Origin of the sequence: Bifidobacterium pluvialisilvae (assembly GCF_019331695.1) — a bacterium.
GTDB lineage: Bacteria > Actinomycetota > Actinomycetes > Actinomycetales > Bifidobacteriaceae > Galliscardovia > Galliscardovia pluvialisilvae.
In genome coordinates this window covers 1-24,745 of sequence record NZ_JAHBBI010000004.1, presented here as the reverse complement: position 1 = coordinate 24,745, position 24,745 = coordinate 1, and the positions used below count along the sequence as shown (strand labels likewise).

At 62.8% G+C, this 24,745-nt stretch carries 24 protein-coding genes; 2 read left to right on the top strand and 22 right to left on the bottom strand.

Translation table 11 applies throughout. The annotated features are described in order from the left end of the window. Position 1: 1 nt before the first annotated feature. The 13 genes from rpmC to KIH77_RS04205 form a co-directional block, all read right to left on the bottom strand. Positions 2-253, bottom strand: a complete 252-nt coding sequence (rpmC, locus tag KIH77_RS04265; protein WP_109136979.1) for a 50S ribosomal protein L29 — start codon at positions 251-253, stop codon at positions 2-4. Continuing rightward, positions 253-672 (bottom strand): 50S ribosomal protein L16, encoded by a 420-nt coding sequence (gene rplP / locus KIH77_RS04260; protein ID WP_219099881.1) that lies wholly within the window; start codon positions 670-672, stop codon positions 253-255. The genes rpmC and rplP overlap by 1 nt, the downstream gene beginning before the upstream one ends. Positions 673-677: 5 nt before the next feature. Beyond that, positions 678-1,481 carry a 30S ribosomal protein S3 gene (gene rpsC / locus KIH77_RS04255; protein ID WP_109136977.1) on the bottom strand — a complete coding sequence of 268 codons (804 nt, stop codon included), beginning with the start codon at positions 1,479-1,481 and terminating at the stop codon, positions 678-680. 3 nt (positions 1,482-1,484) lie between these two features. Next, on the bottom strand, positions 1,485-1,844 hold the full coding sequence (rplV, locus tag KIH77_RS04250) for a 50S ribosomal protein L22 (protein WP_219099880.1): 360 nt from the start codon (positions 1,842-1,844) through the stop codon (positions 1,485-1,487). Between the two features lie 21 nt (positions 1,845-1,865). Next, entirely contained in the window at positions 1,866-2,144 is a 279-nt protein-coding gene (gene rpsS / locus KIH77_RS04245; RefSeq protein ID WP_033490666.1) for a 30S ribosomal protein S19, read from the bottom strand. Between the two features lie 15 nt (positions 2,145-2,159). Further along, the gene (gene rplB / locus KIH77_RS04240) at positions 2,160-2,990 is read right to left on the bottom strand and encodes a 50S ribosomal protein L2 (RefSeq protein WP_109136975.1); all 831 of its coding nucleotides are present in this window, start codon (positions 2,988-2,990) and stop codon (positions 2,160-2,162) included. A 30-nt stretch (positions 2,991-3,020) separates the two neighbouring features. Beyond that, positions 3,021-3,317 (bottom strand): 50S ribosomal protein L23, encoded by a 297-nt coding sequence (rplW, locus tag KIH77_RS04235; RefSeq protein ID WP_219099879.1) that lies wholly within the window; start codon positions 3,315-3,317, stop codon positions 3,021-3,023. A gap of 2 nt (positions 3,318-3,319) precedes the next feature. Continuing rightward, positions 3,320-3,979, bottom strand: a complete 660-nt coding sequence (gene rplD / locus KIH77_RS04230) for a 50S ribosomal protein L4 (protein ID WP_236024468.1) — start codon at positions 3,977-3,979, stop codon at positions 3,320-3,322. A 5-nt stretch (positions 3,980-3,984) separates the two neighbouring features. After that, complete coding sequence (rplC, locus tag KIH77_RS04225; protein WP_219099878.1) at positions 3,985-4,632, bottom strand: 50S ribosomal protein L3; 648 nt, start codon at positions 4,630-4,632, stop codon at positions 3,985-3,987. A 17-nt stretch (positions 4,633-4,649) separates the two neighbouring features. Beyond that, a complete protein-coding gene (rpsJ, locus tag KIH77_RS04220; RefSeq protein ID WP_006288664.1) occupies positions 4,650-4,958 on the bottom strand; it encodes a 30S ribosomal protein S10 in 309 nt (102 codons plus the stop codon). 1,062 nt (positions 4,959-6,020) lie between these two features. Further along, positions 6,021-6,974 (bottom strand): type IV toxin-antitoxin system AbiEi family antitoxin domain-containing protein, encoded by a 954-nt coding sequence (locus KIH77_RS04215; protein WP_219099877.1) that lies wholly within the window; start codon positions 6,972-6,974, stop codon positions 6,021-6,023. A gap of 1,270 nt (positions 6,975-8,244) precedes the next feature. After that, a complete protein-coding gene (locus KIH77_RS04210; protein ID WP_219099876.1) occupies positions 8,245-9,126 on the bottom strand; it encodes a GRP family sugar transporter in 882 nt (293 codons plus the stop codon). Further along, positions 9,117-9,320, bottom strand: coding sequence for a hypothetical protein (locus KIH77_RS04205; protein WP_219099875.1), 204 nt, complete (start codon positions 9,318-9,320; stop codon positions 9,117-9,119). The genes KIH77_RS04210 and KIH77_RS04205 overlap by 10 nt, the downstream gene beginning before the upstream one ends. A gap of 87 nt (positions 9,321-9,407) precedes the next feature. On the opposite strand from KIH77_RS04205, the gene budA reads away from it, so the two are divergent. Then, on the top strand, positions 9,408-10,157 hold the full coding sequence (gene budA, locus KIH77_RS04200) for an acetolactate decarboxylase (protein WP_219099874.1): 750 nt from the start codon (positions 9,408-9,410) through the stop codon (positions 10,155-10,157). 146 nt (positions 10,158-10,303) lie between these two features. Here the strand turns inward: budA and adhE are convergent, their stop codons facing one another. Further along, a complete protein-coding gene (gene adhE, locus KIH77_RS04195; protein WP_219099873.1) occupies positions 10,304-13,075 on the bottom strand; it encodes a bifunctional acetaldehyde-CoA/alcohol dehydrogenase in 2,772 nt (923 codons plus the stop codon). 385 nt (positions 13,076-13,460) lie between these two features. On the opposite strand from adhE, the gene glgX reads away from it, so the two are divergent. Beyond that, positions 13,461-16,145 (top strand): glycogen debranching protein GlgX, encoded by a 2,685-nt coding sequence (gene glgX, locus KIH77_RS04190; protein WP_219099872.1) that lies wholly within the window; start codon positions 13,461-13,463, stop codon positions 16,143-16,145. 354 nt (positions 16,146-16,499) lie between these two features. On the opposite strand, the gene rpsI is transcribed toward glgX, so the two are convergent. The 8 genes from rpsI to KIH77_RS04150 form a co-directional block, all read right to left on the bottom strand. Continuing rightward, positions 16,500-16,988, bottom strand: coding sequence for a 30S ribosomal protein S9 (gene rpsI, locus KIH77_RS04185; RefSeq protein WP_109136967.1), 489 nt, complete (start codon positions 16,986-16,988; stop codon positions 16,500-16,502). A 26-nt stretch (positions 16,989-17,014) separates the two neighbouring features. Beyond that, complete coding sequence (gene rplM, locus KIH77_RS04180; RefSeq protein WP_219099871.1) at positions 17,015-17,464, bottom strand: 50S ribosomal protein L13; 450 nt, start codon at positions 17,462-17,464, stop codon at positions 17,015-17,017. A gap of 184 nt (positions 17,465-17,648) precedes the next feature. Continuing rightward, on the bottom strand, positions 17,649-18,113 hold the full coding sequence (locus KIH77_RS04175) for a very short patch repair endonuclease (protein WP_219099870.1): 465 nt from the start codon (positions 18,111-18,113) through the stop codon (positions 17,649-17,651). 165 nt (positions 18,114-18,278) lie between these two features. Further along, the gene (gene malQ, locus KIH77_RS04170; protein WP_219099869.1) at positions 18,279-20,450 is read right to left on the bottom strand and encodes a 4-alpha-glucanotransferase; all 2,172 of its coding nucleotides are present in this window, start codon (positions 20,448-20,450) and stop codon (positions 18,279-18,281) included. A gap of 110 nt (positions 20,451-20,560) precedes the next feature. Then, the gene (locus KIH77_RS04165) at positions 20,561-21,238 is read right to left on the bottom strand and encodes an AbrB family transcriptional regulator (RefSeq protein WP_219099868.1); all 678 of its coding nucleotides are present in this window, start codon (positions 21,236-21,238) and stop codon (positions 20,561-20,563) included. Between the two features lie 9 nt (positions 21,239-21,247). After that, on the bottom strand, positions 21,248-21,895 hold the full coding sequence (locus KIH77_RS04160; protein ID WP_219099867.1) for an IMPACT family protein: 648 nt from the start codon (positions 21,893-21,895) through the stop codon (positions 21,248-21,250). Between the two features lie 45 nt (positions 21,896-21,940). Continuing rightward, positions 21,941-22,948 (bottom strand): NAD(P)-dependent oxidoreductase, encoded by a 1,008-nt coding sequence (locus tag KIH77_RS04155; protein ID WP_219099866.1) that lies wholly within the window; start codon positions 22,946-22,948, stop codon positions 21,941-21,943. Between the two features lie 85 nt (positions 22,949-23,033). Next, positions 23,034-24,251, bottom strand: coding sequence for a CapA family protein (locus KIH77_RS04150; protein WP_236024473.1), 1,218 nt, complete (start codon positions 24,249-24,251; stop codon positions 23,034-23,036). Positions 24,252-24,745 lie beyond the last annotated feature (494 nt).

Sequence of the window (24,745 nt, the reverse complement as noted above, 5' to 3'; positions counted from 1 at the left end):
CTTACTTCTCCTCGGTCTTATCTTCTGCGGGAGCCTCGCTGATGCCAAGCTCACGCTCGCGAAGGACCGTGTACATGCGAGCGATGTCGCGCTTGACGGCCTTCAGACGAGAAGTGTTCTCGAGCTGACCGGTGGCAGCCTGGAAGCGCAGGTTGAACAGCTCTTCCTTGGACTGCTTGAGCGCAGCCTCGATCTCGGCATTGGTCTTTTCGTTGAGGTTCTTGATGGTGTAATCAGCTGTACCGACTGACATCAGTTGTCACCGCCTTCACGAGCAATGATCCTGCACTTCATGGGGAGCTTGTCGATGGCGCGGCGCAGGGCCTCGCGACCGATTTCCTCCGAGACACCGCCGATTTCGAACATCACACGGCCGGGGCGCACGTTGGCGACCCAGAACTCCGGGGCACCCTTACCGGAACCCATTCGGGCACCGAGAGCGTGCTTGGTGAGCGGACGATCCGGGAAGATCGTAATCCACACACGACCGCCACGCTTGATGTAACGAGTCATGGCGATACGAGCGGCCTCGATCTGGCGGTTGGTCACGTAAGCCGGAGCCAGAGCCTGGATGCCGTAATCGCCGAAGGCGATCTCGTTGCCGCCCTTGGACATGCCCTTGCGGACAGGACGATGCTGCTTGCGATATTTAGTCCTCTTCGGAATAAGCATCTGGTTTACTCCTTTGCTTCCTTGGCGGCAGGAGCAGCGGCTTCCTGCTTCGCCTCAGCCTGAGCCGGAGCGGCCTTCTGGGCGTCACGACGGGCGCCACGACGCGGGCGGCGGTCGCCACGACGACCACGGCCGTTGTTCTGCTGGGCCTGCTGCTCCTCGAACTCACGCTCGGTCATGTCGCCCTTGTAGATCCACACCTTCACGCCGATGCGGCCGTAGGTGGTACGGGCTTCGAAGAAGCCGTAGTCGATGAGGGCGCGCAGCGTCTGCAGCGGCACGCGGCCTTCGCGGTAGAACTCCGAACGGCTCATTTCGGCACCGCCGAGGCGGCCGGAGAGCTTGATTCGGATGCCCTTGGCACCGGCGCGCATGGCGTCCTGCTGGGCCTTGCGCATGGCGCGACGGAAGGTGACGCGGTTGGTGAGCTGCTCGGCGATGCCCTGAGCGACGAGCTGGGCGTCGATGGCGGCGTTCTTGACCTCGAAGATGTTGAGCTGGACCTGCTTGCCAGTCAGCTTCTCGAGCTTGGCGCGGACCTTGTCGGCCTCGGCGCCGCGACGGCCGATGACGATGCCCGGGCGGGCGGTGTGGATGTCCACACGCACGCGGTCGCGGGTACGCTCGATGACGATGCGGGAAACGCCCGCACGCTCGAGATCGGCGTTCAGGACCTTGCGGATCTTGTCGTCCTCAAGGATGAAGTCGCTGTAACGCTCGCCGGCCTTGTTGGAGTCGGAGAACCAACGGCTGCGGTGGGATTCGGTTACGCCAAGACGGTACCCAAACGGGTTAATCTTCTGACCCATTTTTTATCGGGCTCCTTCCTTGTCGGCGACGATAACCGTGATGTGGCTGGTGCGCTTGTTGATGCGAGCGGCACGGCCCTGGGCGCGTGCGCGGAAACGCTTCAACGTGACGCCCTCATCGACGTACGTCTCCTTGACCACCAGTTCGTTCTCGCGGAACGGCTCGTTGGCGCGATCGGCCTTAACACGAGCGTTGGCGATGGCGCTCTCCAGGACCTTGCGGACCGGAACGGCCGCGTCCTGCGGAGCGAACTTGAGAATGGTCACCGCTTCGGTCGCCTGCTTGCCTCGGATGAGGTCGACGACGCGGCGAGCCTTGCGCGGCGTCACGCGGACGTGACGGGCGATTGCTTTAGCTTCCATGTGTCTTTACTCTCCTCGCCTTTAGCGGCGTGCCTTCTTGTCGTCCTTGACGTGACCCTTGAAGGTGCGCGTCGGGGCGAACTCACCGAGCTTGTGGCCAACCATGGCCTCGGTGACGAACACCGGGACATGCTTGCGACCATCGTGAACTGCGAACGTGTGTCCGATGAAATCGGGGGTGATCATCGAACGGCGCGACCACGTCTTGATGACGTTCTTCGTGCCCTTTTCGTTCTGCTCGTCGACCTTCTTCTGCAAGTGGGCGTCGACGAATGGGCCCTTCTTGATGCTACGAGTCATCTGTCAGACACTTCCTTACTTGCGGTTCTTGCCGGCCGGACGACGACGAACGATCATCTTGTTCGAAGCCTTCTTCGGACGACGGGTACGGACTTCGCCCTTGCCCCACGGCGACACCGGCGGCTTACCACCGCGGGTACGACCACCGTGCGGGTGGTCCACCGGGTTCATGGACTCACCACGGGTCCACGGACGACGACCGATCCAACGTGCGCGACCGGCCTTGCCGAGCTGGATGTTGGCGTGCTCGGAGTTGCCGACCTCACCAACGGTGGCGCGGCAGCGGGCGTCCACGTTGCGGATTTCGCCGGACGGCATACGCAGCTGGGCGTAGGCGCCGTCCTTGGCGACGAGCTGAACGGCGGCACCGGCGGAACGAGCGATCTTCGCACCACCCAGCGGACGCAGCTCGATGGCGTGCACCACCGTACCGGTCGGGATGTTGCGCAGCGGCAGGTTGTTGCCGGGCTTGATGTCGGCCTGGGCACCGGTCTCGATGACGTCGCCCTGCTTCACGCCCTCGGGGGCGATGATGTAGCGCTTCTCGCCATCGGCGTAGTGCAGGAGGGCGATACGGGCGGAACGGTTCGGGTCGTACTCGATGTGAGCGACCTTGGCCGGCACGCCGTCCTTGTCCCAACGCTTGAAGTCGATGAGACGGTACTGGCGCTTGTGACCGCCACCGCGGTGACGGCTCGTGATACGACCGTAGGAGTTACGGCCGCCAGTCTTGCTGAGCTTGCGGACCAACGACTTCTCGGGCGTGGAACGCGTGATCTCGGAGAAGTCCGAGACCGAGGCGTTACGACGACCGGCAGACGTCGGCTTGTATGTACGGATAGCCATAATTTAGTTCCTAACTTTCTCGGCTAGCCTTCAGTTACCGAAGATGTCGATGGTCTGGCCCTCGGCCACGGTAACGATGGCACGCTTCTCGTTCACACGCTGGCCGTAGCCGATGCGGGTGCGAGTGCGCTTGCCAGCGCGGTTGAGGGTGTTGACGTTCGTCACCTTGACATTGAAGATCTGCTCGATAGCCTGCTTGATCTGCACCTTGTTCGCCTTGGGGTTCACCACGAAGGTGTACTGGCCCATGTCGGAGTTGGCGTAGCTCTTCTCGGAAACGACAGGCTTGATGATGATGTCGTGTGCGGGCTTGTGGATTGCGACCATGATTAGTCCTCCTTAGCGGCCGGGGCGGTCTTCGCCGCGACGAAGGCGTCGAAGCCTTCCTTGGTGAAGACGATGTCCTCGGCGGTCACCACATCGTAGGTGTTGAGCTGGTCGGCGAAGATCGGGTGCACGGTGCGCAGGTTGCGGACCGACAGCCACTCGTTGATGTTCTCGCGAGAGAACACGACGGTGACGAAGCGCTCGGCGGCCACGGACTGCAGAACGGCCTTGGCGGTCTTGGTGGACGGGGTCTCGGCGATGCCGAAATCAACCACGTGCACGCGACCGGCGTTGGCGCGATCGGACAGCATGTAGCGCAGGGCTGCAGCCTTCATCTTCTTGGGGGTGCGCTGGGAGTAGTCGCGCGGAACCGGACCGTGGACCACGGCGCCGCCGGCCCACTGCGGGGCGCGGATGGAGCCCTGACGGGCACGACCGGTGCCCTTCTGCTTCCACGGCTTCTTGCCGCCGCCGGAGATGCGGGCGCGGTTCTTCACGGCGTGGGTGCCGCGACGGGCGGCAGCCAGCTGCGCGATGACGACCTGGTGCACCAGCGGAACGTGGTTCTGCACTTCCTCAGCGGAGATGCCGAACAGTTCCTCAGGAGCCTCGACGGTGCCGGTCTGGCCTTCAGCGCTGGTGATGTTCAGAGAAATAGCCATGATTATCAGGCTCCCTTCACAGCGGTACGAACCACGACGATGGCGCCCTTCGGGCCCGGGATGGCACCCTTGATGGCGATGACGCCGTTCTCAACATCATTGGAGACGACGGTCAGGTTCAGCGTGGTGTTGGTGACATGGCCCATGCGACCGGCCATGCGCTTGCCCTTGAGAATACGGCTCGGAGTGGCGCATGCACCGACGGAACCGGGGCGACGCTCGTTCTTGTGGGAGCCGTGGGTACGGCGGTAGGACTTGAAGCCCCAACGCTTGATGGTGCCGGCGAAGCCCTTGCCCTTGGTGGTGCCGGTGACGTCGACCTTGGAACCCTCGGCGAAGACCTCGGCGCTCAGTTCCTGGCCCGGCTCGAAGCTCTCGGCTTCGTCGGTGCGGAACTCGACGAGGTGACGACGCGGGGTCACACCAGCCTTGGCGAAGTGGCCGGCGAGCGGCTTGGTCACCTTGGTCGGGTCGATCTGGCCGTAGCCGATCTGGACGGCCTTGTAGCCGTCGGTCTCCTCGGTCTTGACAGCGGTCACCACGTTGGTGGAAACGTCGACCAGCGTGACGGGAACGAAGAAGCCGTTCTCGTCCCACACCTGGGACATGCCGAGCTTCTTGCCCAGCAGTGCATTCTTGATGTTGTTGCTCATAACGGTTCCCCCCTTCCTTACAGCTTGATCTCGATGTTCACGTCCGCCGGCAGGTCGAGACGCATCAGAGAATCGACAGCCTTAGGCGTCGGGTCAACGATGTCAATGAGGCGCTTGTGAGTGCGCATCTCGAAATGCTCGCGGGAATCCTTGTACTTGTGAGGAGAACGGATAACAACAAACACGTTCTTCTCGGTCGGCAGAGGAACCGGGCCAACTACGGTTGCGCCCGCGTTCGTGACCGTCTCGACGATTTTCTTCGCCGACTGGTCGATGACCTCGTGGTCATAGGACTTAAGCCTGATGCGGATTTTCTGTCCCGCCATTGCCGTCCGCCCTTTCTTGCGAATGAATTACTGTTTACCAGCCTGTTTCTCTAGGGCACGTCAAGGCGTGGCCGACTTCGGGATCCCTCCCCGTGGCGGCCGAACCGTATCAGTGCGTGGCCATGCGAGGATGTCGGAATCCTCGTGCCACGCTCGCTTTTGAATAAACAATTTTGCGAGCCCAAAACAGGCAACTTGATTATTAAAGCACAACCCCTGCCCCTAGCAGAATTCGGGCGTGTCGCGCGATGTCCAATCATGTCCGACCGTCATAATCACCTTGATTTTCAAGCCTTCACGACGTATTTCCGCATTGCTCGCCGCCAACCGCCCCACCCGTTGTGACCAAACGACCGACCACCCACCGTTTTGTGGGTCTGTCGATATGCCAATTTCGGCTTCGCGGGTCCATCGAAACGTCAATCTCGGTTTTGTGGGTCTATTGATACGTCACTCTCAGCTTTGTGGGTCCATCCGTACGCCATCCTCGGCGTTGTGAGTCCATCAATCCTCCACTCTCGGCGTTATGGGCCTATCGGCTCGTTACTCTCGGCGTTGCGGACCCACCCGTACGCCATCCTCGGTTTAGTGGGTCCATCGAAACGTCGTTCTCGGTGTTGTGGGCCCACCGGTTCGCCACTCTCGGGTTTGTGGGTCTGCTGACACACCATTTTCGGCTTGTGGGTCTATCGGTTCGCGAGGACACGGATTTCCGGCCCCTCATGTACCTCACAGACCCACAAACCCCTATATGAACGACTTTGCCCACGATTATTGAACATCCCAGACCCACAAAACCGCCACCATAATCGGAAAGACCCACAAACCGACGCGAGAGACCCACAGGCGCGACGCGGCAGACCCATAAACGCGAAACGACAGACCCACAATGCCAACGACAGACCCACAATGCACGCGAGAGACCCACGAACGCGTCACGGCAGACCCACAACACCGCAGACCCCATACAGCCGTAACGCGGAAGACCCACGAACCGAAATAGGAGACCCGCAAATCGTGCAATCCCTGGAGTAAACGGACCACCATTCCGAATCACCATCATCATCGAATCTTCGGAACCCCGGCATGGTCGAGCTTTCGAATCAATGGACCCCGTTGCAACGCCTCCGCAAAGGAGCATCGGAACATGGCGTCGACCACGAGACGCACACGTTCCTCCCGTTCCTTTTCCGCGATGATCGTGTCAGGCAGACTGCCGTTTCTATACATGGAAGGGTCTCGATACTTGATACGGCCATCAAGTTCACCCGCTATGGTCCGTCCGTCCTCGGCTCGCCAGAAGAAATCGACACGGTCGGGATTGCCGTTCTCATTCACGCACGGCAACGGCACCTGCAACCGCGGCGGCATATACCCCTCATCCACAATCACACCGAAGACGTACGCTTCCCCACCGTTCTCCGTTCTGCCGTTCGCATACCGCAACGCACGAAGAGCCTTTCCACGATGGTGCCCCGACGCGGTGAGGAAGAAACGTTCCAGAAGCTGCTTGCCCATTCGCCGCTGCCGAAGAATCTCCTCGAGAATCGGCAGCGCATCAGGAAGATCCAGCCAACGGGAGCAGTCGAACGCGGTCTTCTCCAGCGTCGTGACACGGACGCCATCCACAACGACGTATTCCATCTCCTTGATGAAATGGCATCGAACGATATCGCCACCCCGCGTCATCGCATTGCGGTTGGTCATCCTGTGCACCGTGCTCATCAGTCTTCTCGAATCGCTGATGCCATGTATCGCCGCAGCGGTAGGACCACCGAACACCCAATGCGGATGGATACGGGCCAATGTCCGGATATAATGACGAAACCGTTCCGTATGGGAAAGACGTTTCCAGTAGTCGGCGCGGGCGAAACATCGCGCGCCGACACGTATCAGTTCCCCCGATTTCTCTCTCCTACGCAGCACCTGCCGCTGGGCGCTGTCGACACCCCATACGCACAATCCGTCGGTTTCCGCCTTACGAAGGCGGTCATTCAATTCAATATTGGTTCTCATACGCCGACGATATCGAATCATCCACGGCCGGCATACGAAAAACGGACCATGTGGACGAATGGGATCATTATCCACAATGCGCCAATGTGTCGTCCATAGTGCCGCGCCCTATATATGCATATAGATATACGTATGCATGCACACATATACATGGTTATACGGGCAACCCACCTTCACAAAGCTCCTCCGCTCAGATTAATTCAGTCTGTTCAGCCTCACGCAGCCTCGCCCAGCCTCACGCGTTCTTGCTCGGCCTCGCTCGGCCTTGTACAACCTTACGAGACCTCGCTCAGCTTCACACGATCGCGCCCAGCCTCACGCAACCTCGCTCCCTTGCTCAGCGAAGACAATGCACGAGTAGACGACGATGTACGAAATATATGGCATGCCATTCGTCATCCATACGATTCATACGCAAATCGACCTATTATCCTGCCCCTCTTCGGTTTTATAGGTCTACCGGCTCACCACTCTCGATTTATGGGTCCAACGGTCCGCCACTCTCGGTTTTGTGGGTCTATGCACACGCCAATTTCGGCTTGTGGGTCCATCGGTTCGCGAGGACACGATTTTTCGGCTCCTCATGTACTTCACAGACCCACAAACCCCTATATGAACGACTTTGCCCACGGTTATTGAACATGCCAGACCCACAAAACCGCCACCATAATCGGAAAGACCCACAAACCAGCGCAGAAGACCCACAAACGCGAAACGACAGACCCACGAACCGAAACAGAAGACCCACAACAGCGATGCAGTAGGCCCACAACACCGCAGATTCCATAGTCGTAACGCGACAGACCCACTATGCCGATGCCACAGACCCACAAGTCAACACGGGGAGACTTACAACGCCAGCGGGCAACCACAATAGTGACGCGGAAGACCCATAACGCCAACGCGAGAGACCCACGAACGCGTCACAGCAGGCCCACAACACCGCAGACCCTACAGCCGTGACGCGGGAGACCTCACGAACCGACGTGACAGACCCACAAACCGACGCGAGAGACCCACGAACCGATGCGACAGACCCACTATGCCGATGCGGGACAACCACAGCAGCAAGCAGCAATACAGAAGACCCACAAATAGCGACACGGGAGACCCACAAACCCCTATATGAACGGGTATGTCGATTCGTGGCAGACAGCAGATCTAGGATGTCGGTGCGGCGTAACCGGCCTCTGCCGGACCGGACCGAGAGTCTGCCCTCGAAGACGTGAGGAGACCATGAGCTATCGTCCCCGACAAACCGGCCAAGCGTCTACAGGGTCTTGGTCAGGGCGATCAGCATGATGCCGATGACGACCAGAATCAGCCCGACGGATATGGAGAGCTTCTCCTTGCGCGTCTTGCTTTCGTGCAGGAGCACCATGCCGCCGATGGTGGAGATGATGAGGCCCATCTGCGACATCGGGAACGCGATGGCCACGCCGAGCCTGCTGTCGGAGATCATGAGAATAAGATTGCCGATGCCCCACAGCACGCCGGGAATCAGCAGTAACGCGGTCTGTCGGGTGAGCTTGTTCGTCTCTCGCCGTCCCATCACCAGACCGCCGACGAACATGCCGACCGCCTGCGGCAGCATGGCGTCGAACGAGTTGATGGAGAATATCTGGATGATCGCGACGTAGCCGATGTAGCCGAACGAGGAGATCGTGACGACGGTCAGTCCCGTGATCATGTTGTTCGCCTTTGTGTCGCCGTCCTCGACGCCACCCGCGACGCCGTGCCGCTCCACGTACGATGTGAACGCCACACCGACGATGAACAACGCGATGGCGACGAATCCGACCGTCTTCGCCTGCATGGACGCCCAGTCGCCGAGGAACAGCACGCCGACCAGGCTGGTGCCGACCAGCTGCTCGCCGGTGGAGATGGGCATGGTGCTGGAGACGCCGATCTCCTTGAATCCGCAGATCTGCCCGTAGCATCCGATGGTCCACAGGATTCCCGACAGGAAGCTGATGAACACCGTAAGCCATGTGTAGGAGTGTGGCACGAACGGGAACGCGGCCAAGGCGAACACCAGGCATCCCGCGGTGACGCCGAGTATCTGCCGCTGTGACGATCCGCCGATCACCGGCAGAATCAGGGCGTAGATGCCCCATAGCAGCGAAGGCGTGGCGGCCAATATCAAATCCATGGTTGGTCTCTCCCCTGTTTGAACGTTCTAGACGAATTGCCACCCGACAGTGTATCCAAACTCATGAAAAATCCTTCGACACGTCCGATATCGGAGATGCCGACCATCCGGAAGGCGATGACGCCCGAAAGCCATGACGCCTCCGAATCGGCGTTGCTGGAATCGTCGTTGTTCGAATCGTCGTCGTTGTCCAAATCATCATCGTTGTTATCCGAATCGTCGTTGTCGGACTTTGCATGATTGGTTGAAAACGGACACAACCACGAATTATCGTGGGGAATATGACGAAATCCGCTGCCGCGAACATCAGACCGATTCATGACCGTGATGCGAACGTGCTCTACCAGCATGGCACGCTCGCCCAGCTCGTACCCGGACTGCTGGAGGGCACCACCACCATCGGCGAGCTGCTCACGCATGGCGACACGGGCATCGGCACCGGAGAGGGGCTCGACGGCGAGCTCATCATCCTCGACGGGGTGGCCTACAAGATCGGGCAATCGGGCGTGGCGGAGATCCTGCCCGACGACTTCACCGTCCCGTTCGCCAACGTGCATCGCGCGGCGTTCCAATACCAGTGCGAGCGCAACGACATCGGCCTCGAGGATCTCAATGAGAAGATCGTGGAGGCGAACGGCCGGGCGAACACGTTCTTCGCGGTCATCGTGCGGGGCACGTTCAGCTTCATCAAAACGCGCGCCGTCATCAAGCAACAGGCGCCGTACCCCACGCTGGAGGAGGTGGCCGACCAGCAGGCCATGTTCCTCGGCCACGACGTGAAGGGCACGATGCTCGGCTACTTCTCCCCCATCATGTTCAACGGTGCGGCGGTGGCCGGGTTCCATGAGCATTTCCTTGCCGACGACCGGTCCATCGGCGGCCATGTGCTCGACGCCGTGCTCGAACGCGGCGACATATTGAGCCAGGTGTTCGATACGCTGGTGCAGCATCTGCCCGTGGACAACCCCGAATACCGCAGCCATGATTTCTCGAATGACCAGATCGCGGAGGCCATCGCCAAGGCGGAGTGACGAACGGACGGATACTTCGAAGACGAAGAAACCCCGCTGCGGGAAACACAGCGGGGTGTATGAAAACACCGGCTCCGAGGAGCCGGCGGGACCATGACCGGGGCCGACAAACCAACGGCGCCGGTCATGGGTTCGGGGAGGACGAATCAGTCGCGCTGGGAGGCTTCCTCGACCGCGGCGGCGCCTTCACGCTCGACGCGGATGCGGTGGCCTTCGGCCTGCGGCACGCCGTAGTAGGCGGCGATGGCGATGTCCTTCATGTCCTCGATCATCGGGATGCGCGGGTTGGCCGGGGTGCACTGGTCCTCGTAGGCGCGCATGCCGATCTGCTCGAGCACGCTCCAGAAGTAGTCCTCGTCTACGCCGGCGGCCTGGAAGGAGCGGTCCATGCCGAGCTTGTTGTCGCGGTAGTCCTCGACGGCGCGGGCCAGGTTCTCGACGCCTTCCTCGACGGTGTTGCCGGGGTCGATGCCGAGGTTCTTGGCGATCTCCTGGTAGCGCTGCGGGGCGACGTACTTGTTGTACTTCGGCCAGCTGGTCGGCTCGTCGGGGATCTGGCCGTTGTAGCGAATCACGTACGGCAGCAGGATGGAGTTGGTGCGGCCGTGGGCCACGTGGCACAGGGCGCCGATGGTGTGGGCCATGCCGTGGCACATGCCGAGGAACGCGGAGCCGAAGGCCATGCCGGCCATGGTGGCGGCGTTGTGCATCTTCTCCTGGGCCATCGGGTTGGCGGCGCCCTCCTTCACGGAGGTCTCGAGGTTCTCCCAGACCAGCTTGGCGGCGTGCAGCGCCATGCCGTCGGTGAAGTCGTTGGCGTACACCGAGACGTAGGCCTCGAAGGAGTGGGTCAGGGCGTCGAAGCCGGAGTCGCAGGCCAGCTTGCGCGGCTGGGTGCGGGCGAGCACCGGGTCCACGATGGCCACGGACGGGGTCAGCGCGTAGTCGGTGACCGGGTACTTGTAGCCGGTCTTGTGGTCGGTGATCACGGCGAACGGCGTGACCTCGGAGCCGGTGCCGGACGAGGTCGGGATGCAGACCAGGCGGGCCTTCTTGCCGAGGGCGGGCAGCTTGAACGCGCGCTTGCGGATATCGAAGAACTTCTCGCGGATGTCGGCGAATTCGATTTCCGGGTGCTCGTAGAGCAGCCACATGATCTTGGAGGCGTCCATCGGGGAGCCGCCGCCGATGGCGATGATGGTGTCGGGCTGGAACTCGTCGCGCATCATGGCGGCGCCGCGCTCGACGGTCTCGACCGAGGGCTCGGGCTCGACGTAGTCGATGATGCGGTACTGCACGTTGTTCGGACGCAGGCGCAGCTGCTGGATGGCCTTCTCCACGACGCCCAGATCGAGCATGACCTTGTCGCAGACGATGACGACGCGGTTGACGTCGGCCATGTCGCGCAGGTACTTGATGGCATTCGGCTCGAAGTAGGTCTTGGCCGGGATCTTGAACCACTGCATGTTGTTGTTCCTCCGAGCGACGCGCTTGATGTTGATGAGGTTGACCGCCTGGACGTTGCCGGAGACCGAGTTGCCACCGTAGGAGCCGCAGCCGAGGGTCAGCGACGGGGCGATGGCGTTGTAGATGTCGCCGATGCCGCCGAGGGAGGAGGGCTGGTTCCAGATGATGCGGCAGGCGTGCATGCGGTTGCCGTACTCGTCGACCAGGGCCTGGTCGTTCGTGTGGATGGCGGCGGTGTGGCCGGCGCCGTGCACGAGCATCTTCTCGCACATCTCGAAGGCCTGCTCCTTGTTGTCGGACTTCAGGAAGGCCTGGATCGGGGAGAGCTTCTCCATGGTGAGCGGCTCCATCTCGCCGACCTCCTTGCATTCGGCGGCGAGGATGGTGGCGTCGGACGGGATCTCGAAGCCGGCGGCGTGGGCGATGGCCTGCGGGGACTTGCCGGGCACCCAGGCGTTGAGCTTGGTCTTCTGGTCCGGGCTCTCGTAGGCGGTGACGCCGAACACGAACTTCTCGAGCTTGGCCTTCTCCTCCGCGTTGACGAAGTAGGCCTTGCGCTTCTTGAGTTCGGCCAGCAGCGGCTCGTACACGGACTTGTCGGCGATGACGGCCTGCTCGGTGGCGCAGATCATGCCGTAGTCGAAGTGCTTGGAGAGGATGAGGTCGTTGGCGGTGCGCACGATGTCGGCGTCCGGGGCCACGTAGGCCGGGGCGTTGCCGGCGCCCACGCCGAGGGCGGGCTTGCCGGAGGTGTACGCTGCCTTGACCATGCCGGGGCCGCCGGTGGCGAGGATGGTGGCCACGCCCGGATGCTTCATCAGGGCGCCGGTGGCCTCGATGGACGGGTGCTCGATCCACTGGATGCAGTCCTCGGGGGCGCCGGCCTTGATGGCGGCGTCGCGCACGATGCGGGCGGCCTCGACGGAGCACTGCTGGGCGCCGGGGTGGAAGCCGAAGACGATCGGGCAGCGGGTCTTCAGCGCGATGAGCGACTTGAAGATGGCGGTGGAGGTCGGGTTGGTGACCGGGGTGACGCCGGCGACCACGCCGACGGGCTCGGCGATCTCGGTGATGCCCTCGACGTCGTCCTCGCGGATGATGCCGACGGTCTTCTGGCCGGCCAGGTAGTTGGTGATGTGCTCACACGCGAAGATGTTCTTGGTGGCCTTGTCCTCCACCAGACCGCGCTTGGTCTCCTCGACGGCGAGCTTGGCGAGCACGAGGTGCTTGTTCAGGGCCGCGACGGAAGCCTTGGCGACGATGTGGTCGACCTGCTTCTGATCGAGCTCCTCGAACTTCTTGAGGGCGACCTGCGCCTTCTTGACGAGGGCGTCGACCTCCTGTTCTGCGGAAACGGCGTTCTCCTGGGGCTTGACGGCTTCGTCCGTCTTCTTCTTAGCTGCGACCACGTGTCCTCCTCGATCGGGTAGCCAAGTCTGGTTTGTCGGCATACGGCGCTCCCCATCGGATCCGAAGAATGGAATCGGTTATGCGGATTCAACCGGGAAGCGGCGACGTGTCATGCCTTTTTTCGTCCTGCCGTTGGCTGCGGCATGGGCTGCATCACACCCTTGGGTTGTGACACAAGTCACAATAACACCAATGAATCAGAACGCAAAACCGACACGAAAACTTTTACAAAAGTATTTTTATAAGTGGGCGCAGAGGGAGAAAAAGTACATGTTTTCGCTGTCGGACAGGTATATGCGTCGGATGAACCATGCAACCGGACACTCCCCCTATGAACGGCCCTTGGCCAAAGGAACGGGCCCGGGAACGGGGGACCAATGCAGCACAGGCCCGACGGCGTTCTGACGCACGGGGTAGGGTGGACATATGGAACGAACGTCATTACACCGTTATGCCACACGCCCGGGCTTCTTCCTCACCGATGACGGCGGCGCCGGCGCCGTCGTATGGTCCGAGACGGCGGACCAGATCTGGCTGACCATCATCGAACCCCTCGACCGTCCCAGCGCCTTCTACACCGTCGCCACCCAGCTGCCCAACGACGCCTGCATGCCCTTCCACGAACAGATTGCCATGTACCCCGTATGCTCGCGTATCGTGGAGGGCCGGTACTGCCGCGAGACCCTGTTCAAGATGGAGGGACCGAACTACGGCATGTGGTACGTGCACATCCCCCACGCCTGGGAGGGCATGCGCTACGGCTACCGTGCCGCCGGAAAATGGGACCCACGCCGTGGCGTGCAGTTCAACCCGTACAAGATACTGCTCGACCCATATGCCAAGGGCATCGACGGCAAGATGGAAATCGCCCCCGAGGCGTTCTCCTACCAATGCACGGTGGAGAACGGCCGCGTGCACGGCTCCGCATACGGCCAGATGAGCACGCTCGACAACCTCGGGCGCACGCCGCTCTCCGTGGTCATCGACGACCGCGACATCCACAAGCACGAAGGGGACCCCGAACACCCGCACATCCCCTGGAGCAAGACCGTCATCTACGAGCTGCACGTGAAGGGGTTCACCAAGAACGCGCCATGGATGGACAAGGAACTGCGCGGCACCTATGCCGGCCTGGCCCATCCGACGACCATCGCCTACCTGCAGAACCTCGGCATCACCTCGGTCGAATTGCTGCCGATCTTCGCCAGCCAGACCGAAGTGGGCGTGGCCGAACGCGGCCTGCCCAACTACTGGGGGTATTCCACGCTCGGGTACTTCGCCCCGAACCCCGACTACGCCACCGAGGAGGCGCGGCGCAAGGGGCCGGCGGCCGTACGCAAAGAGGTCATCGACATGGTCCGCGCCCTGCACGCCGGCGGCATCGAGGTGCTGCTCGACGTCGTGTTCAACCACACGTGCGAGGGCGGCATCGACGGGCCCACCGTCTGCTGGCGCGGGCTCGACGCCGTGAGCTACTACCGGCGCCGCACCGACAACCCCGGCATGCTCATCGACACCACCGGATGCGGCAACACCTTCGACTTCACCAACACCCGCGTGATCAACTACGCCGTGGACTCGCTGCGCTACTGGTCCAAGCGCATCGGCGTCGACGGATTCCGATTCGACCTGGCCGCCTCATTGGCGCGCCTCGAAGGCACGTTCAGCAAGCATCATCCGTTCCTGTACGCCCTGCGATCCGACCTCATGCTCGGCAACCTCAAGATGATCATGGAACCGTGGGACATCGGCGAAGGCGGCTGGCGAACCGGCCAGTTCGGCGTGCCGTTCGCCGAATGGAACGACCATTTCCGCGACTCCACACGGAAGTTCTGGCTCACCGACGTCGACAGCCAACACCGCGGGTTCAACAACGAGATAGGCATGCAGGAGATGGCCACGAGGCTGTGCGGCTCGGCCGACCTGTTCGCCACCGACCCGGGACGCGGCGCCGTGGCGTCCATCAACTTCATCTCCTGCCACGACGGATTCACCCTCACCGACCTGACACGCTACGACCACAAACACAACAAGGCGAACGGCGAGAACAACCAGGACGGCAGCAACGTCAACCATTCGTTCAACTTCGGCGTGGAGGGCCCCAGTGACGATCCCGCCGTCGAGGCGCAGCGGGAACGCGCCGCCATGAACATGACCGGCACCCTGCTCCTGAGCCTCGGCACGCCCATGCTGCTGGCGGGCGACGAGTTCCGCAACACGCAGGACGGCAACAACAACGCCTACTGCCAGGACAACGACATCAACTGGCTGCATTGGGAATGGCTGTTCTCCCCCGAGAAGACGCCGGAGATGCGACGTCTGGAGCATACGACGAAGCTCATCGCGCTGCGCAAGTCATTGGACCTCTACCATCACGAGGAGTTCTTCACCGTGCTGTCCATGCTCGGTCTGCTCAAGCCGTCGAGCCGTGTGCAATGGCTGTTGCCCAACGGCACGACGCCGATGGAACGCGATTGGTTTGACGTCAGCGTCCGATGCTTCGCCATGCGTCTGCTGGCGAACGACGAATACGACATCGCCATCGTGATCAACGGCCTCGACGAGCCGATCGACTTCCATCTGCCCGACGACTGCGACTGGCGCATGATGTGGAGTTCGGCCGAGACGAACGGACGGCAGCCGCGCCGCGTCTCCGAAATCGCCGACGAGACCGGGCGCGACGTCAAAACCCTGCCGGGAGGGGACGGCACCGTGCTCTACCCCGACAAGCCCAAGGACTCCGTTTGGACGCTCACCATCCCCGAAGGCGACACGCCCATCCACCAGGCGCTGCGGGCCGCGCGTGAGAACCGACTCGCGGACGTCATCCGCGAGCAGCAGGGCGTGCAGGACACCGACGGCGTGCATATCGAACACATCCACACCGACGAAGGCGGAGAATCCACGGCCGCCGATTCGACGGGCAGGACGGCGGACAAGACGGCCGCCGACCCGCAGACCGGTCAAGACGGTCGGCACGCCTCCCCGGCGGACAACGACACCGTTCGCCACGTCCAGACCGCCACGATGAACGCCAGCTCCGACGCGGCGAACGACGACCCGTGGCGTATCGACGGACTGTCCATCAGCCTGTTCCGCCAAATCCGGTGACGGTGGAGACCGTCGACGGACTCCGCTCCGGACAGGCGGCCCCGACCCCGTGCGTGAAGATCCTTCGACTCCGGCCTGCGGCCTCCGCTCAGGATGACACAACAAGCACCAAGGCACCGCCCAGGATGGCGAAATAGCGCCATGTCATCCTGAGCGAGCACACCTGTTCGTGTCATCCTGAGCAAGCACGCCTGTTCGTGCCATCCTGAGCAAGCACACCTGTTTGTGTCATCCTGAGCGAGCGAAGCGAGTCGAAGGATCTTTCTCCCCATACGAAAATCCCCTCGCCCAAATGGACGAGGGGATTTTTTGCAAAGCAATGCGACAAATCGCATTGCCGGCAATGCACGAAACTTAACGCTTCGAGTACTGCGGGGCGCGACGAGCCTTGTGCAGACCGGCCTTCTTGCGTTCCACCGCACGGGCGTCACGAGTCAGCATACCGGCCTTCTTCAGGGCGGCGCGGTTGGAGTCGCGGTCGATGGCGTTCAGCGCACGGGCGACGCCAAGACGGATGGCGCCGGCCTGACCGGTGGTGCCGCCGCCGTTGACGAGCACGACCACGTCGAACTTGCCTTCGAGCTTGAGCAGAACGATCGGGGAGTTGACCTCACGCTGCTGGATCTTGCCCGGGAAGAACTCCTCCAGGGTGCGACCGTTGATGGTCCACTTGCCGGTACCCGGAATCAGGCGAACGCGGGCGACGGCCTCCTTACGACGACCGGTGCCGTAGCCCGGGGCGATGGCGGAGGTGCCGGTGCCAGCGCCGGCATTGGTCTCGGAAGTGTACTGCGTGAGCTCCTCTTCGGTCTCCTGGACCGCGGAGTTAGTGTTTTCAGCCATAATCGGTGTCTCCTTTCGGTCCTAGATCACTTAGCCTGCTGGGAGATCTGCTTGATCTCGTACTCAACGGGCTTCTGAGGGGTGTGCGGGTGCTCGGCACCCTTGAAGATGCGCAGACGACCCAGCTGGACCTTGGCCAGACGGTTCTTCGGCAGCATGCCCTTGACGGCGGCCTTGATCATACGCTCGGGGTTCTTCTCGAGCAGCTCGCCGTAGCTGTCGGCGCGCAGACCACCCGGGAAGCCGGAGTGCATGTACAGGTTCTTGCCCAGCTTGTTGCCGGACAGGGCGATCTTCTCAGCGTTGATGATGATGACATGGTTGCCACCATCGGCGTGAGGGGCGAACGTCGGCTTGTTCTTGCCGCGCAGCAGGTTGGCGGCGGTGGTCGCAAGACGGCCGAGAACCACATCGGTGGCGTCGATGACGTACCACTCGTGGGTCAGATCGTTAGGCTTCGGTGTGAAAGTTTTCACGATATACCTTTTCTTTACTATTGTGTTCCGGGCAATCGCGGATTGGTTAGGTCCTCTCTTGCCGCATTATCCGTGGGCTCCCTGAAAGTCCTATTGGCGAGTGGGACAGCGCTTTGAAGGACCCCTGGGAAACACAACAATCCACTAGTGTACCGCTTTTTATTCGTTCGTCAAAACGTCGAGGTCAATGCGACACGCCGGTGATTTCGTCGTAAAGCCGGGCGAGCCGCTCCTCGCGATGCGCCTTGTCGAGCTCGCACTCCCATACGGTGATGACGTGCCAGCCCATGGCCTCGAGTTCGGCGCATTGACGACGGTCTCGATCGCGGTTGCGGGTGAGTTTGGCCGTCCAGAATTCCACATTCGATTTCGGCATCGAATGCTTGGAACAGCCTTCATGCATATGCCAGAAACAACCGTTGACGAATACGACGACATGCCATTTCGGCAGGACGATATCCGGATGACCGGGATATCGTCTGTCGTTCTTGCGGAATCGCAGACCACGGCGGAACAGGTAGCTGCGCGTAAGCACCTCGATGGACGTATCCTTGCCTCGGATGTGCGACATCGTATAGCTTCGTGTGCCGCGTTCGTATTTCTCCGGACGCTTAGCCCTGCTCCTCCGTTGCGGTTTCCTGACTGTCATCGCCATCGATGGTAGCCGTCCGCACCGATCTTGGACGGCGTTTCATACACGATTCCGATGCCTCGTGGTCCGTCATATAACGAACGGCTCCCCCTGTTTTCCACAGGGGGAGCCTCGACGTTACGACCGACACGGACAATGCGAGCGACGCGGCGGGACGGCCTCCTACTTCTCGCCGCGCATGACGGCGGCGAGGGACTGCACGCGGGGATTGTCGAACAGCCCGTCGAGCGAAACGGAGTTGCCGTCGCCGTCGGCCAGCGGGATACGCCAGTTCGGGTATTCGTTGTTCGTGCCGGGCTGGTTCTGCGTGCGACGCTCCCCCACGCCGTCGGTGATGGTGGCGCACAGCAGCTTCGACGGCGACGCGCACAACGCACGGTGCATGCCTTCGATGAGGTCCTGCTCGTGGGCCTCCTCGTCGTCAAGCCATTCCCGCTGGATCCATCCGCCGTCGGCCAGCATGGAGAGCAGCGCGTCGTGCTCGCGCTTGGCGTCGGCCATGAACTCCTCCTCGCTGCCGGTGAGCAGATGCAGCCTGCTGCGCAGCTTCACGTGCTCGTAGCGCAGGTATCCGGCGGTGGGCGGGATATCGTGCGTGGTGACGGAGGCGAGCGTGAGCGGACGCCAGTCCTGCGGCCTGCGGAACTTGCCGTCACGCTGTTCGAACCATTCGATGGCGCAGCCGAGCAGACCGTGGGCGGCCAGCGACTTGGCCATGTAGTCCGGCACGACGCCGAGGTCCTCGCCCACGACCACGCCATGGGCGCGCGTGGCCTCGAGCGCCAGGATGCCGAGCATCACGGCGGAGTCGTAGTACACGTAGGTGCCTTCCTTGGCGCTGCGGCCTTCGGGAATCCACCACAGGCGGAACAGGCCGATCGCATGGTCGATGCGCACGCCGCCGGCGTGGGCGAACATGCCGGCGACGATGTCGCGGTACGCCTTGTATCCGGTCCTGGCGAGGTATTCGGGGTTCAGCGGGGGCTGGCTCCAGTTCTGGCCCTGCTGGTTGTAGAAGTCCGGCGGCGCGCCGACGGTGGCGCCGTAGGCGAACCGTTCGGGGTTCCACCACACGTCGGAGCCGTAGGGATGCACGCCCACGGCCATATCGGCCATGATGCCGATGCGCATGCCCGCATCATAGGCGGTCTGCTGGGCGTCGGCGAGCTGCTCGTCGGCGATCCATTCCAGCCAGCGGTAGAACTCGAGTGTGTCGGGGTACTGTCCGCGCAGTCGTGCGATCTCGTCCGAATCGCGCGTGGTGGTCTTCACCCATGAGTCGGCGGCGTCGGTGGGCGCACCCCACTTGTCATAGGCGAGGCACCAGGTGGCGTAGCCCTCGAGGTCGTCGCCGGCGAGGGCCTTGAATACCTCGAACTCCTTCTGACGCCCCGCGGTGCGGGGTGCCTTGAACAGCGCCCACAGGGCCGGCATCTTGGCCGCCCACATGGCGTCGCGGTCGATCTTGTCGGGGTCGTCGTTCAACGCCTCGACGGCGGCGTGCAGCTGCCTGATGTTCGCCTGCGCCTCTTCGGACAGCTCCGAATACTCGGGAACGCTTTCGGGGTTGATGTACGTGAAGTTGACGAACCGGCGCGAGATGGGGAGATACGGCGAGGGGGTCAGCGGCGTGCACGGCTCGCCGGCGTGCACGGGGTTGATGAGGATGAAGTCCGCGTCGGTCTTCTGCTTGGAGTCGCGCAGCATGTTCTTCAGGTCGTTGAAGTCGCCGACGCCCCACGAGTTCGAGGAACGGATGGAGTAGAACTGCGCCATCCAACCCCACAGATGGCCGTCCTTCATGGGGTCGAGCAGTTCGATCTTGTCGGGCGCGCAGATCAGCGTGGCGGAATCGCTGTGCGTGCCCACGGTGACGGTCAGCGTGTGGTAGCCGAGCGGCACGTCGGCGGGAATCACGATGGACGAGTTGACGACGAATCGGCCATTGACGGCCTTGGCCATCGCGCCGTCGCCGGCGTCGCCTTCCAGCGTGCCGTATTCCGTGCCGTTCTCCAGCATCAGGCGCGCCGAGGGGATGTCGGTGACGCCATGGTTGACGCGCACGCGGCTTTCCTGTCCGGCGATGTGCAGGATGGTCGGCGGAATCAGCCGGCTGTAACGGTCGCGTTCGGTCTGCGCCAGCGCCTCGGCGATGGCGTCGTCGGTCGATGCATCGACGCCGAGGCTGTGCAGCACGTTGACAAGGACGTCATCGTCGATCTCAACGTACTCATCCTGCTGCCCCACGTAATACGTGGCGACACCCTTCGCCTTCGCCAGGCGAATCAGTGGCCGGGAGAGTCGCTCGGCGGATTCTTCTCGCAGTTCTTCCATACGACCAGCTTAACCCCGAAATCGGCACCTGCAACGTTTGACATACCCAAGTTAACCTGCCGGATACGAAAAAGTTGCGCCGCCCCGGCTCCACAACGGCGTCGCCCCTCCTACGACCGGGTTCCCCGGCGGCGCTCCACGGCGTGACGGACCTGGATGTCCGGGTCGTCGGCCAGACGCGTGAGGGTCTCCTCGCCGGTGTTCGGGTTCAACGCGACGGCCCGGCGGATCATGGCGGTCAGCACGTCGGGGCCGGGCTTGTCGTCGTCCACGCCGAAATGCGACAGCCGTTCGAGCACGTCGGCGCCGTTGCGGTCGTCCTCGGCCCCCTCCATGCGCATTTTCCACGACGTCTTCGGGTTGGCGAGCGCCGCCGCGCGCACGTCGTCGTCATCGTCCTTGGTGAGCCGCCCGACGAGCCAGTTCTTGTCGTTGGTGTTTTCGGCGACGGCCTTGCGCACCGCCGATTCGGGATCCTCGCTGAGTTTGACGAGCACGTTCGGGAACGGCATGGTCTGCGCAAGGTAGATGCGGTCCTCGAGGGCGGTGTGGTGGTTGCCCGCCACGGCCTCCAGCAGTGCGGTGGCTCGGGAGAACGCCGCGGCGTCGTTGCGGTCGGGCAGCGGACGGCGGGCGAACTCCCCCAGTTCCTGCGGGTCCTCGGAGTGGCGCAGCCGTTCGTAGGTCACGGTAAGCGGCTCATGGTCGATGGGTTCGGCGGGTTCGGCGTTGGCGCCGTTTTCGGCGGCGTCGGTGGGCTCTGCCGCGGTTTCGTCGTGTTCGGTCATACGCTCAGCTTAACCGGCCTGATCGGCGACGGGACTGTTCAGCGTGCCGCAGGGGTCCAGCGCCACCGCGGCGTTGAACGTCTCCCGAACGCGCGTCTCGAATGTGGAGGCCGCGTCGGCGGGGATGGCGATGGTCATGGCGACGCGGTCGGTGAAGTCCTCGTTCTCGACCGTTCCCCCGGCCCGGGACACGAGCTGCCGCATCATGGTGAGCTGCGGGTAGCCGATGGTCGTGCCGTAGCGTCGGCATGGCACGATGTTCGCGCCCTTGGCCGCCTTGACGGCCAGGGATGCGGCCGATGAGTAGGCGCGGATCAGGCCTCCGGAGCCGAGCAGGATGCCGCCGAAGTACCGGGTGACGCATACCACGCAGTCGGTGAGGCCGGACTGGCGCAGCACGTCGAGGATGGGCTTGCCGGCGGTTCCGGACGGTTCGCCGTCGTCGCTCATGCGTTCGCCGAGCTGGCCGTCGGAGCCGCCCCATACCGCGGCGAAGGCCACGTGCCTGGCCTTGGGATGCTGTTCGCGGATGAGCTCCACGAACGCCATGGCGTCGTCCTGGGAGTCGATGTGGCAGGCGTCGCCGATGAATTCGGACTTCTTTTCGACGAGGCTGTCGTGGGCGGGCGCGTCCGGCGTGTTCAGAATGGTGCGCATGATGGTCTTTCGTGGTGTGCGGGCGCGGTGTCGGTCGGCGGAAGGTCAGGCGACGACGTTGTATGACCCGCCGGTCAGATACGACGTGGCCGCGGTGACGCATTGGTCGACAATGCCGGCGAGCGCCCGGTCGGAGCGCCAGGCGACGTGCGGGGTGAGTATGACGTTGTCGAGGTCGCGCAGCGGGTCGTCGGCGGGCAGTGGTTCGGGCGCGAAGACGTCGAGTCCGGCGTGGATGTCTCCGCGTCGCAGGCGGTCCTCGAGCGCGCCGGGACGGATGAGTTCCGCGCGGGCGGTGTTGATGAGGATCGCCCCCGGCTTGAGCAGGTCGAGCCGTTCCGGCCCGATGATGCCACGTGTGGCGTCGTTGAGAGCGAGATGGAGGCTGACGACGTCGGCGTCCGCGAATACGTCGTCGATGGTGGGGGCGGCTTGGATGCCGAGTCGTTCGTAGGCGTCCCGGTCGGGGTGGCGCGCCCAGACGAGCAGGTTCATACCCAGTCCGTGGGCGAGTTCGGCCACGCGGTGTCCGATGCCGCCGAATCCGACGAGTCCCATGGTCATGCCGCCGATCTCGGTGATGTCCTCGCCCGGCCATGGCTCCGTGTGCATGCGGGCGTTGAGCGTGCCGGCGCGGTGGGTGATCTCGAACAGGAGCGCGATGGCGTGTTCGGCCACCGCGTTGTCGCCGTAGTGGACGGCGTTGCAGACGCGGATGCCGAGACGGCGCGCCTCGTCGACGTCGACGAAGTTGGCGACGCCGGTGCCGCCGAAGGTGATGCAACGCGTGGTCGGGGCAAGTTGGGCGAGCATGGCGTCGGAGAAGTGGACGCCGGTGGTCAGGGCCACGGTGGCGGGTTCCATGCGTCGTACGAGTTCGGCGTCGTCGGCCCTGCCGTCGGCGTCGGCGGGCATGTCGGTGTACATGCGTACGCGGGCGAGGCCGGAGAAGGCGTCGAGGCGGCGTCGGAACGGCTCGACCATGGAGGGGAAGCAGCTGGGGATCACCGCCAGCGGCAGTTCGGTGCGTTCCATGTCGATTTCGATGACCATCGGTTGCTCCTTGCTCGCTTGGACGTCCGGCGACGATTGTCCTCCGCCAGTCTACTTCCCTTCGTGACGCTCGTTTCCGGTCGGTCTATTTGGCGGAGCCCTCCTTGGTGATGAGCCATTCATGCACGACGTTGGGGTCGGCGCCGCGCTTGTAGATCACGTCATGGATGCGCTGTCGTACCTGGGCGTCCTGTTCGGTGGACCAGCAGGTGCCGTCCGGATGGTCGGCCGATATGGGGCACCATCGGTAGTCGGCGCCGCGGCGGTTGGCGGTGGGCAGCCAGTCGATGCGGCTGACGCGCCACGACCCTTCCTCTCCTTTTCTGCCGGCGAACTGGATGCGGGCGGTCATGCCCTGGTTGTTGACGATGCGTTCGGCGGGGGCGTCGGTGGTGACGGCGTTGCCGGTGCCGTAGATGATCCACGTGTTCTTGTATTTCTCGATGGGCTGCACGCAATGGCATCCGGCGCCGTAGATCACGTCGAACGCGCCCGTGTCGGCGAGCTCGTGGGCCTCGCTTACCTGCCAGTCGTCGGCGTCGTCGATGTATTCCTGTACGGAATGCATGGCTATGGCCACGACGTCGGCGCCTTGCTGACGGGCGGCCTTGGCTTTGGCGACGGCTTTGTCGATATCAGACCGGTGATGCGGGTCACTGGCCTCGCGCAGCCTGTCGACGCGCCATTCGGTGTCGGCCTCGAAGCCGTTGAGCGAGACGGTGCCCGTGACGAGGCCGAGTTTGCCGCCGCCGGTGGGTGATTCGATGACGAGCGGCTTCTTGGAGTCGGCTTCGGTCTTGTAGGAGCCGGTTTGTTGGACGCCGAGTCCGGCGAGCGTGTCCCACAGGCGGTTCACGCCGGCTGCGCCCTGATCCCATGAATGGTTGGTGGCGTGGGTGCATGCCTGGAATCCGACCTTGGCGGCCGCATCCGCCACTTCGGGCGGAATCGCGAAGACGGGGTATCCGGTGTAGGGGCCGCCCCGGGGAGCAATCGGGGTCTCGAATTCGCATACGGAGATGTCGGACGCCTTCATATACCGCTGCATGGGTTGCAGCAGGGGCACGAAGTCGAATGCGGAGCCGTCCTTGGCGGCGGTGTTCGCTCCTTGGAAATGCTCCCACAGATGCGGATGGAACAACAGGTCGCCATTGACCATCAGCGAGATGCAGTCGGTGTCCGGGCAGTCCGGCGAATTGCCGTGATGCTCGACGACGGGCTTCGGCACCGCGGTCGTGCGGTCGATATCGGCGGCGATCACCTGCGGTCCGGCGTTCCGACCTTCCTCGGCATGCATCCGCATGGCCCAGACCACGCCGGCCACGGCCACGATGACGACGAGACAGACGACGATTGCGATGATCGGTCTCCTTGGCGCGATTCCACCCCCGGCAACATGGTGACCGGACTCTCCCCTATGACGCATGGCTTCCCTACGATTCTCTCCTGCTGCAGGCATGCATGCCCCACTCTGTCGGAGGGCATGCCGCCCGGTCGCGTCGAACGTTACACGCGACATGCCTGATGATAGCAATCAGGCGGGGCATGGACTATCGTAGACCAAGGAGACGGGCGGACAACGGCGTACCTCCGTCCCCGCTTATTCATGGGATGGGAACCGGCCGGCACGAATGACGTTTTCGCCCCATAAGCATGGGAAGATACCGATTATAGGGGTTAAGGGTCAAAACGTGGGTCTTAAATCCGTGGTGAGGTGTTCTCCGGTCTTGCGTGTCGGGGTGTGATTAACGTTTTGGGTGTTAATCCGGCGGGGTGCTTGACTTTTCGGGTTGGCTT

Coding starts and splice junctions, on each gene's coding strand:
- rplW (WP_219099879.1), bottom strand. CDS start 3,317: ATGGTCGCAATCCACAAGCCCGCACACGACATCATCATCAAGCCTGTC.
- KIH77_RS04215 (WP_219099877.1), bottom strand. CDS start 6,974: ATGAGAACCAATATTGAATTGAATGACCGCCTTCGTAAGGCGGAAACC.
- glgX (WP_219099872.1), top strand. CDS start 13,461: ATGGAACGAACGTCATTACACCGTTATGCCACACGCCCGGGCTTCTTC.
- KIH77_RS04165 (WP_219099868.1), bottom strand. CDS start 21,238: ATGACCGAACACGACGAAACCGCGGCAGAGCCCACCGACGCCGCCGAA.
- rpsI (WP_109136967.1), bottom strand. CDS start 16,988: ATGGCTGAAAACACTAACTCCGCGGTCCAGGAGACCGAAGAGGAGCTC.
- rplC (WP_219099878.1), bottom strand. CDS start 4,632: ATGAGCAACAACATCAAGAATGCACTGCTGGGCAAGAAGCTCGGCATG.
- rpmC (WP_109136979.1), bottom strand. CDS start 253: ATGTCAGTCGGTACAGCTGATTACACCATCAAGAACCTCAACGAAAAG.
- KIH77_RS04210 (WP_219099876.1), bottom strand. CDS start 9,126: ATGGATTTGATATTGGCCGCCACGCCTTCGCTGCTATGGGGCATCTAC.
- rplD (WP_236024468.1), bottom strand. CDS start 3,979: ATGGCTATTTCTCTGAACATCACCAGCGCTGAAGGCCAGACCGGCACC.
- rplP (WP_219099881.1), bottom strand. CDS start 672: ATGCTTATTCCGAAGAGGACTAAATATCGCAAGCAGCATCGTCCTGTC.
- KIH77_RS04175 (WP_219099870.1), bottom strand. CDS start 18,113: ATGACAGTCAGGAAACCGCAACGGAGGAGCAGGGCTAAGCGTCCGGAG.
- budA (WP_219099874.1), top strand. CDS start 9,408: ATGACGAAATCCGCTGCCGCGAACATCAGACCGATTCATGACCGTGAT.
- adhE (WP_219099873.1), bottom strand. CDS start 13,075: ATGCCGACAAACCAGACTTGGCTACCCGATCGAGGAGGACACGTGGTC.
- rplB (WP_109136975.1), bottom strand. CDS start 2,990: ATGGCTATCCGTACATACAAGCCGACGTCTGCCGGTCGTCGTAACGCC.
- rpsJ (WP_006288664.1), bottom strand. CDS start 4,958: ATGGCGGGACAGAAAATCCGCATCAGGCTTAAGTCCTATGACCACGAG.
- rpsS (WP_033490666.1), bottom strand. CDS start 2,144: ATGACTCGTAGCATCAAGAAGGGCCCATTCGTCGACGCCCACTTGCAG.
- rplV (WP_219099880.1), bottom strand. CDS start 1,844: ATGGAAGCTAAAGCAATCGCCCGTCACGTCCGCGTGACGCCGCGCAAG.
- KIH77_RS04160 (WP_219099867.1), bottom strand. CDS start 21,895: ATGCGCACCATTCTGAACACGCCGGACGCGCCCGCCCACGACAGCCTC.
- KIH77_RS04150 (WP_236024473.1), bottom strand. CDS start 24,251: ATGCGGATGCATGCCGAGGAAGGTCGGAACGCCGGACCGCAGGTGATC.
- rpsC (WP_109136977.1), bottom strand. CDS start 1,481: ATGGGTCAGAAGATTAACCCGTTTGGGTACCGTCTTGGCGTAACCGAA.
- KIH77_RS04155 (WP_219099866.1), bottom strand. CDS start 22,948: ATGGTCATCGAAATCGACATGGAACGCACCGAACTGCCGCTGGCGGTG.
- malQ (WP_219099869.1), bottom strand. CDS start 20,450: ATGGAAGAACTGCGAGAAGAATCCGCCGAGCGACTCTCCCGGCCACTG.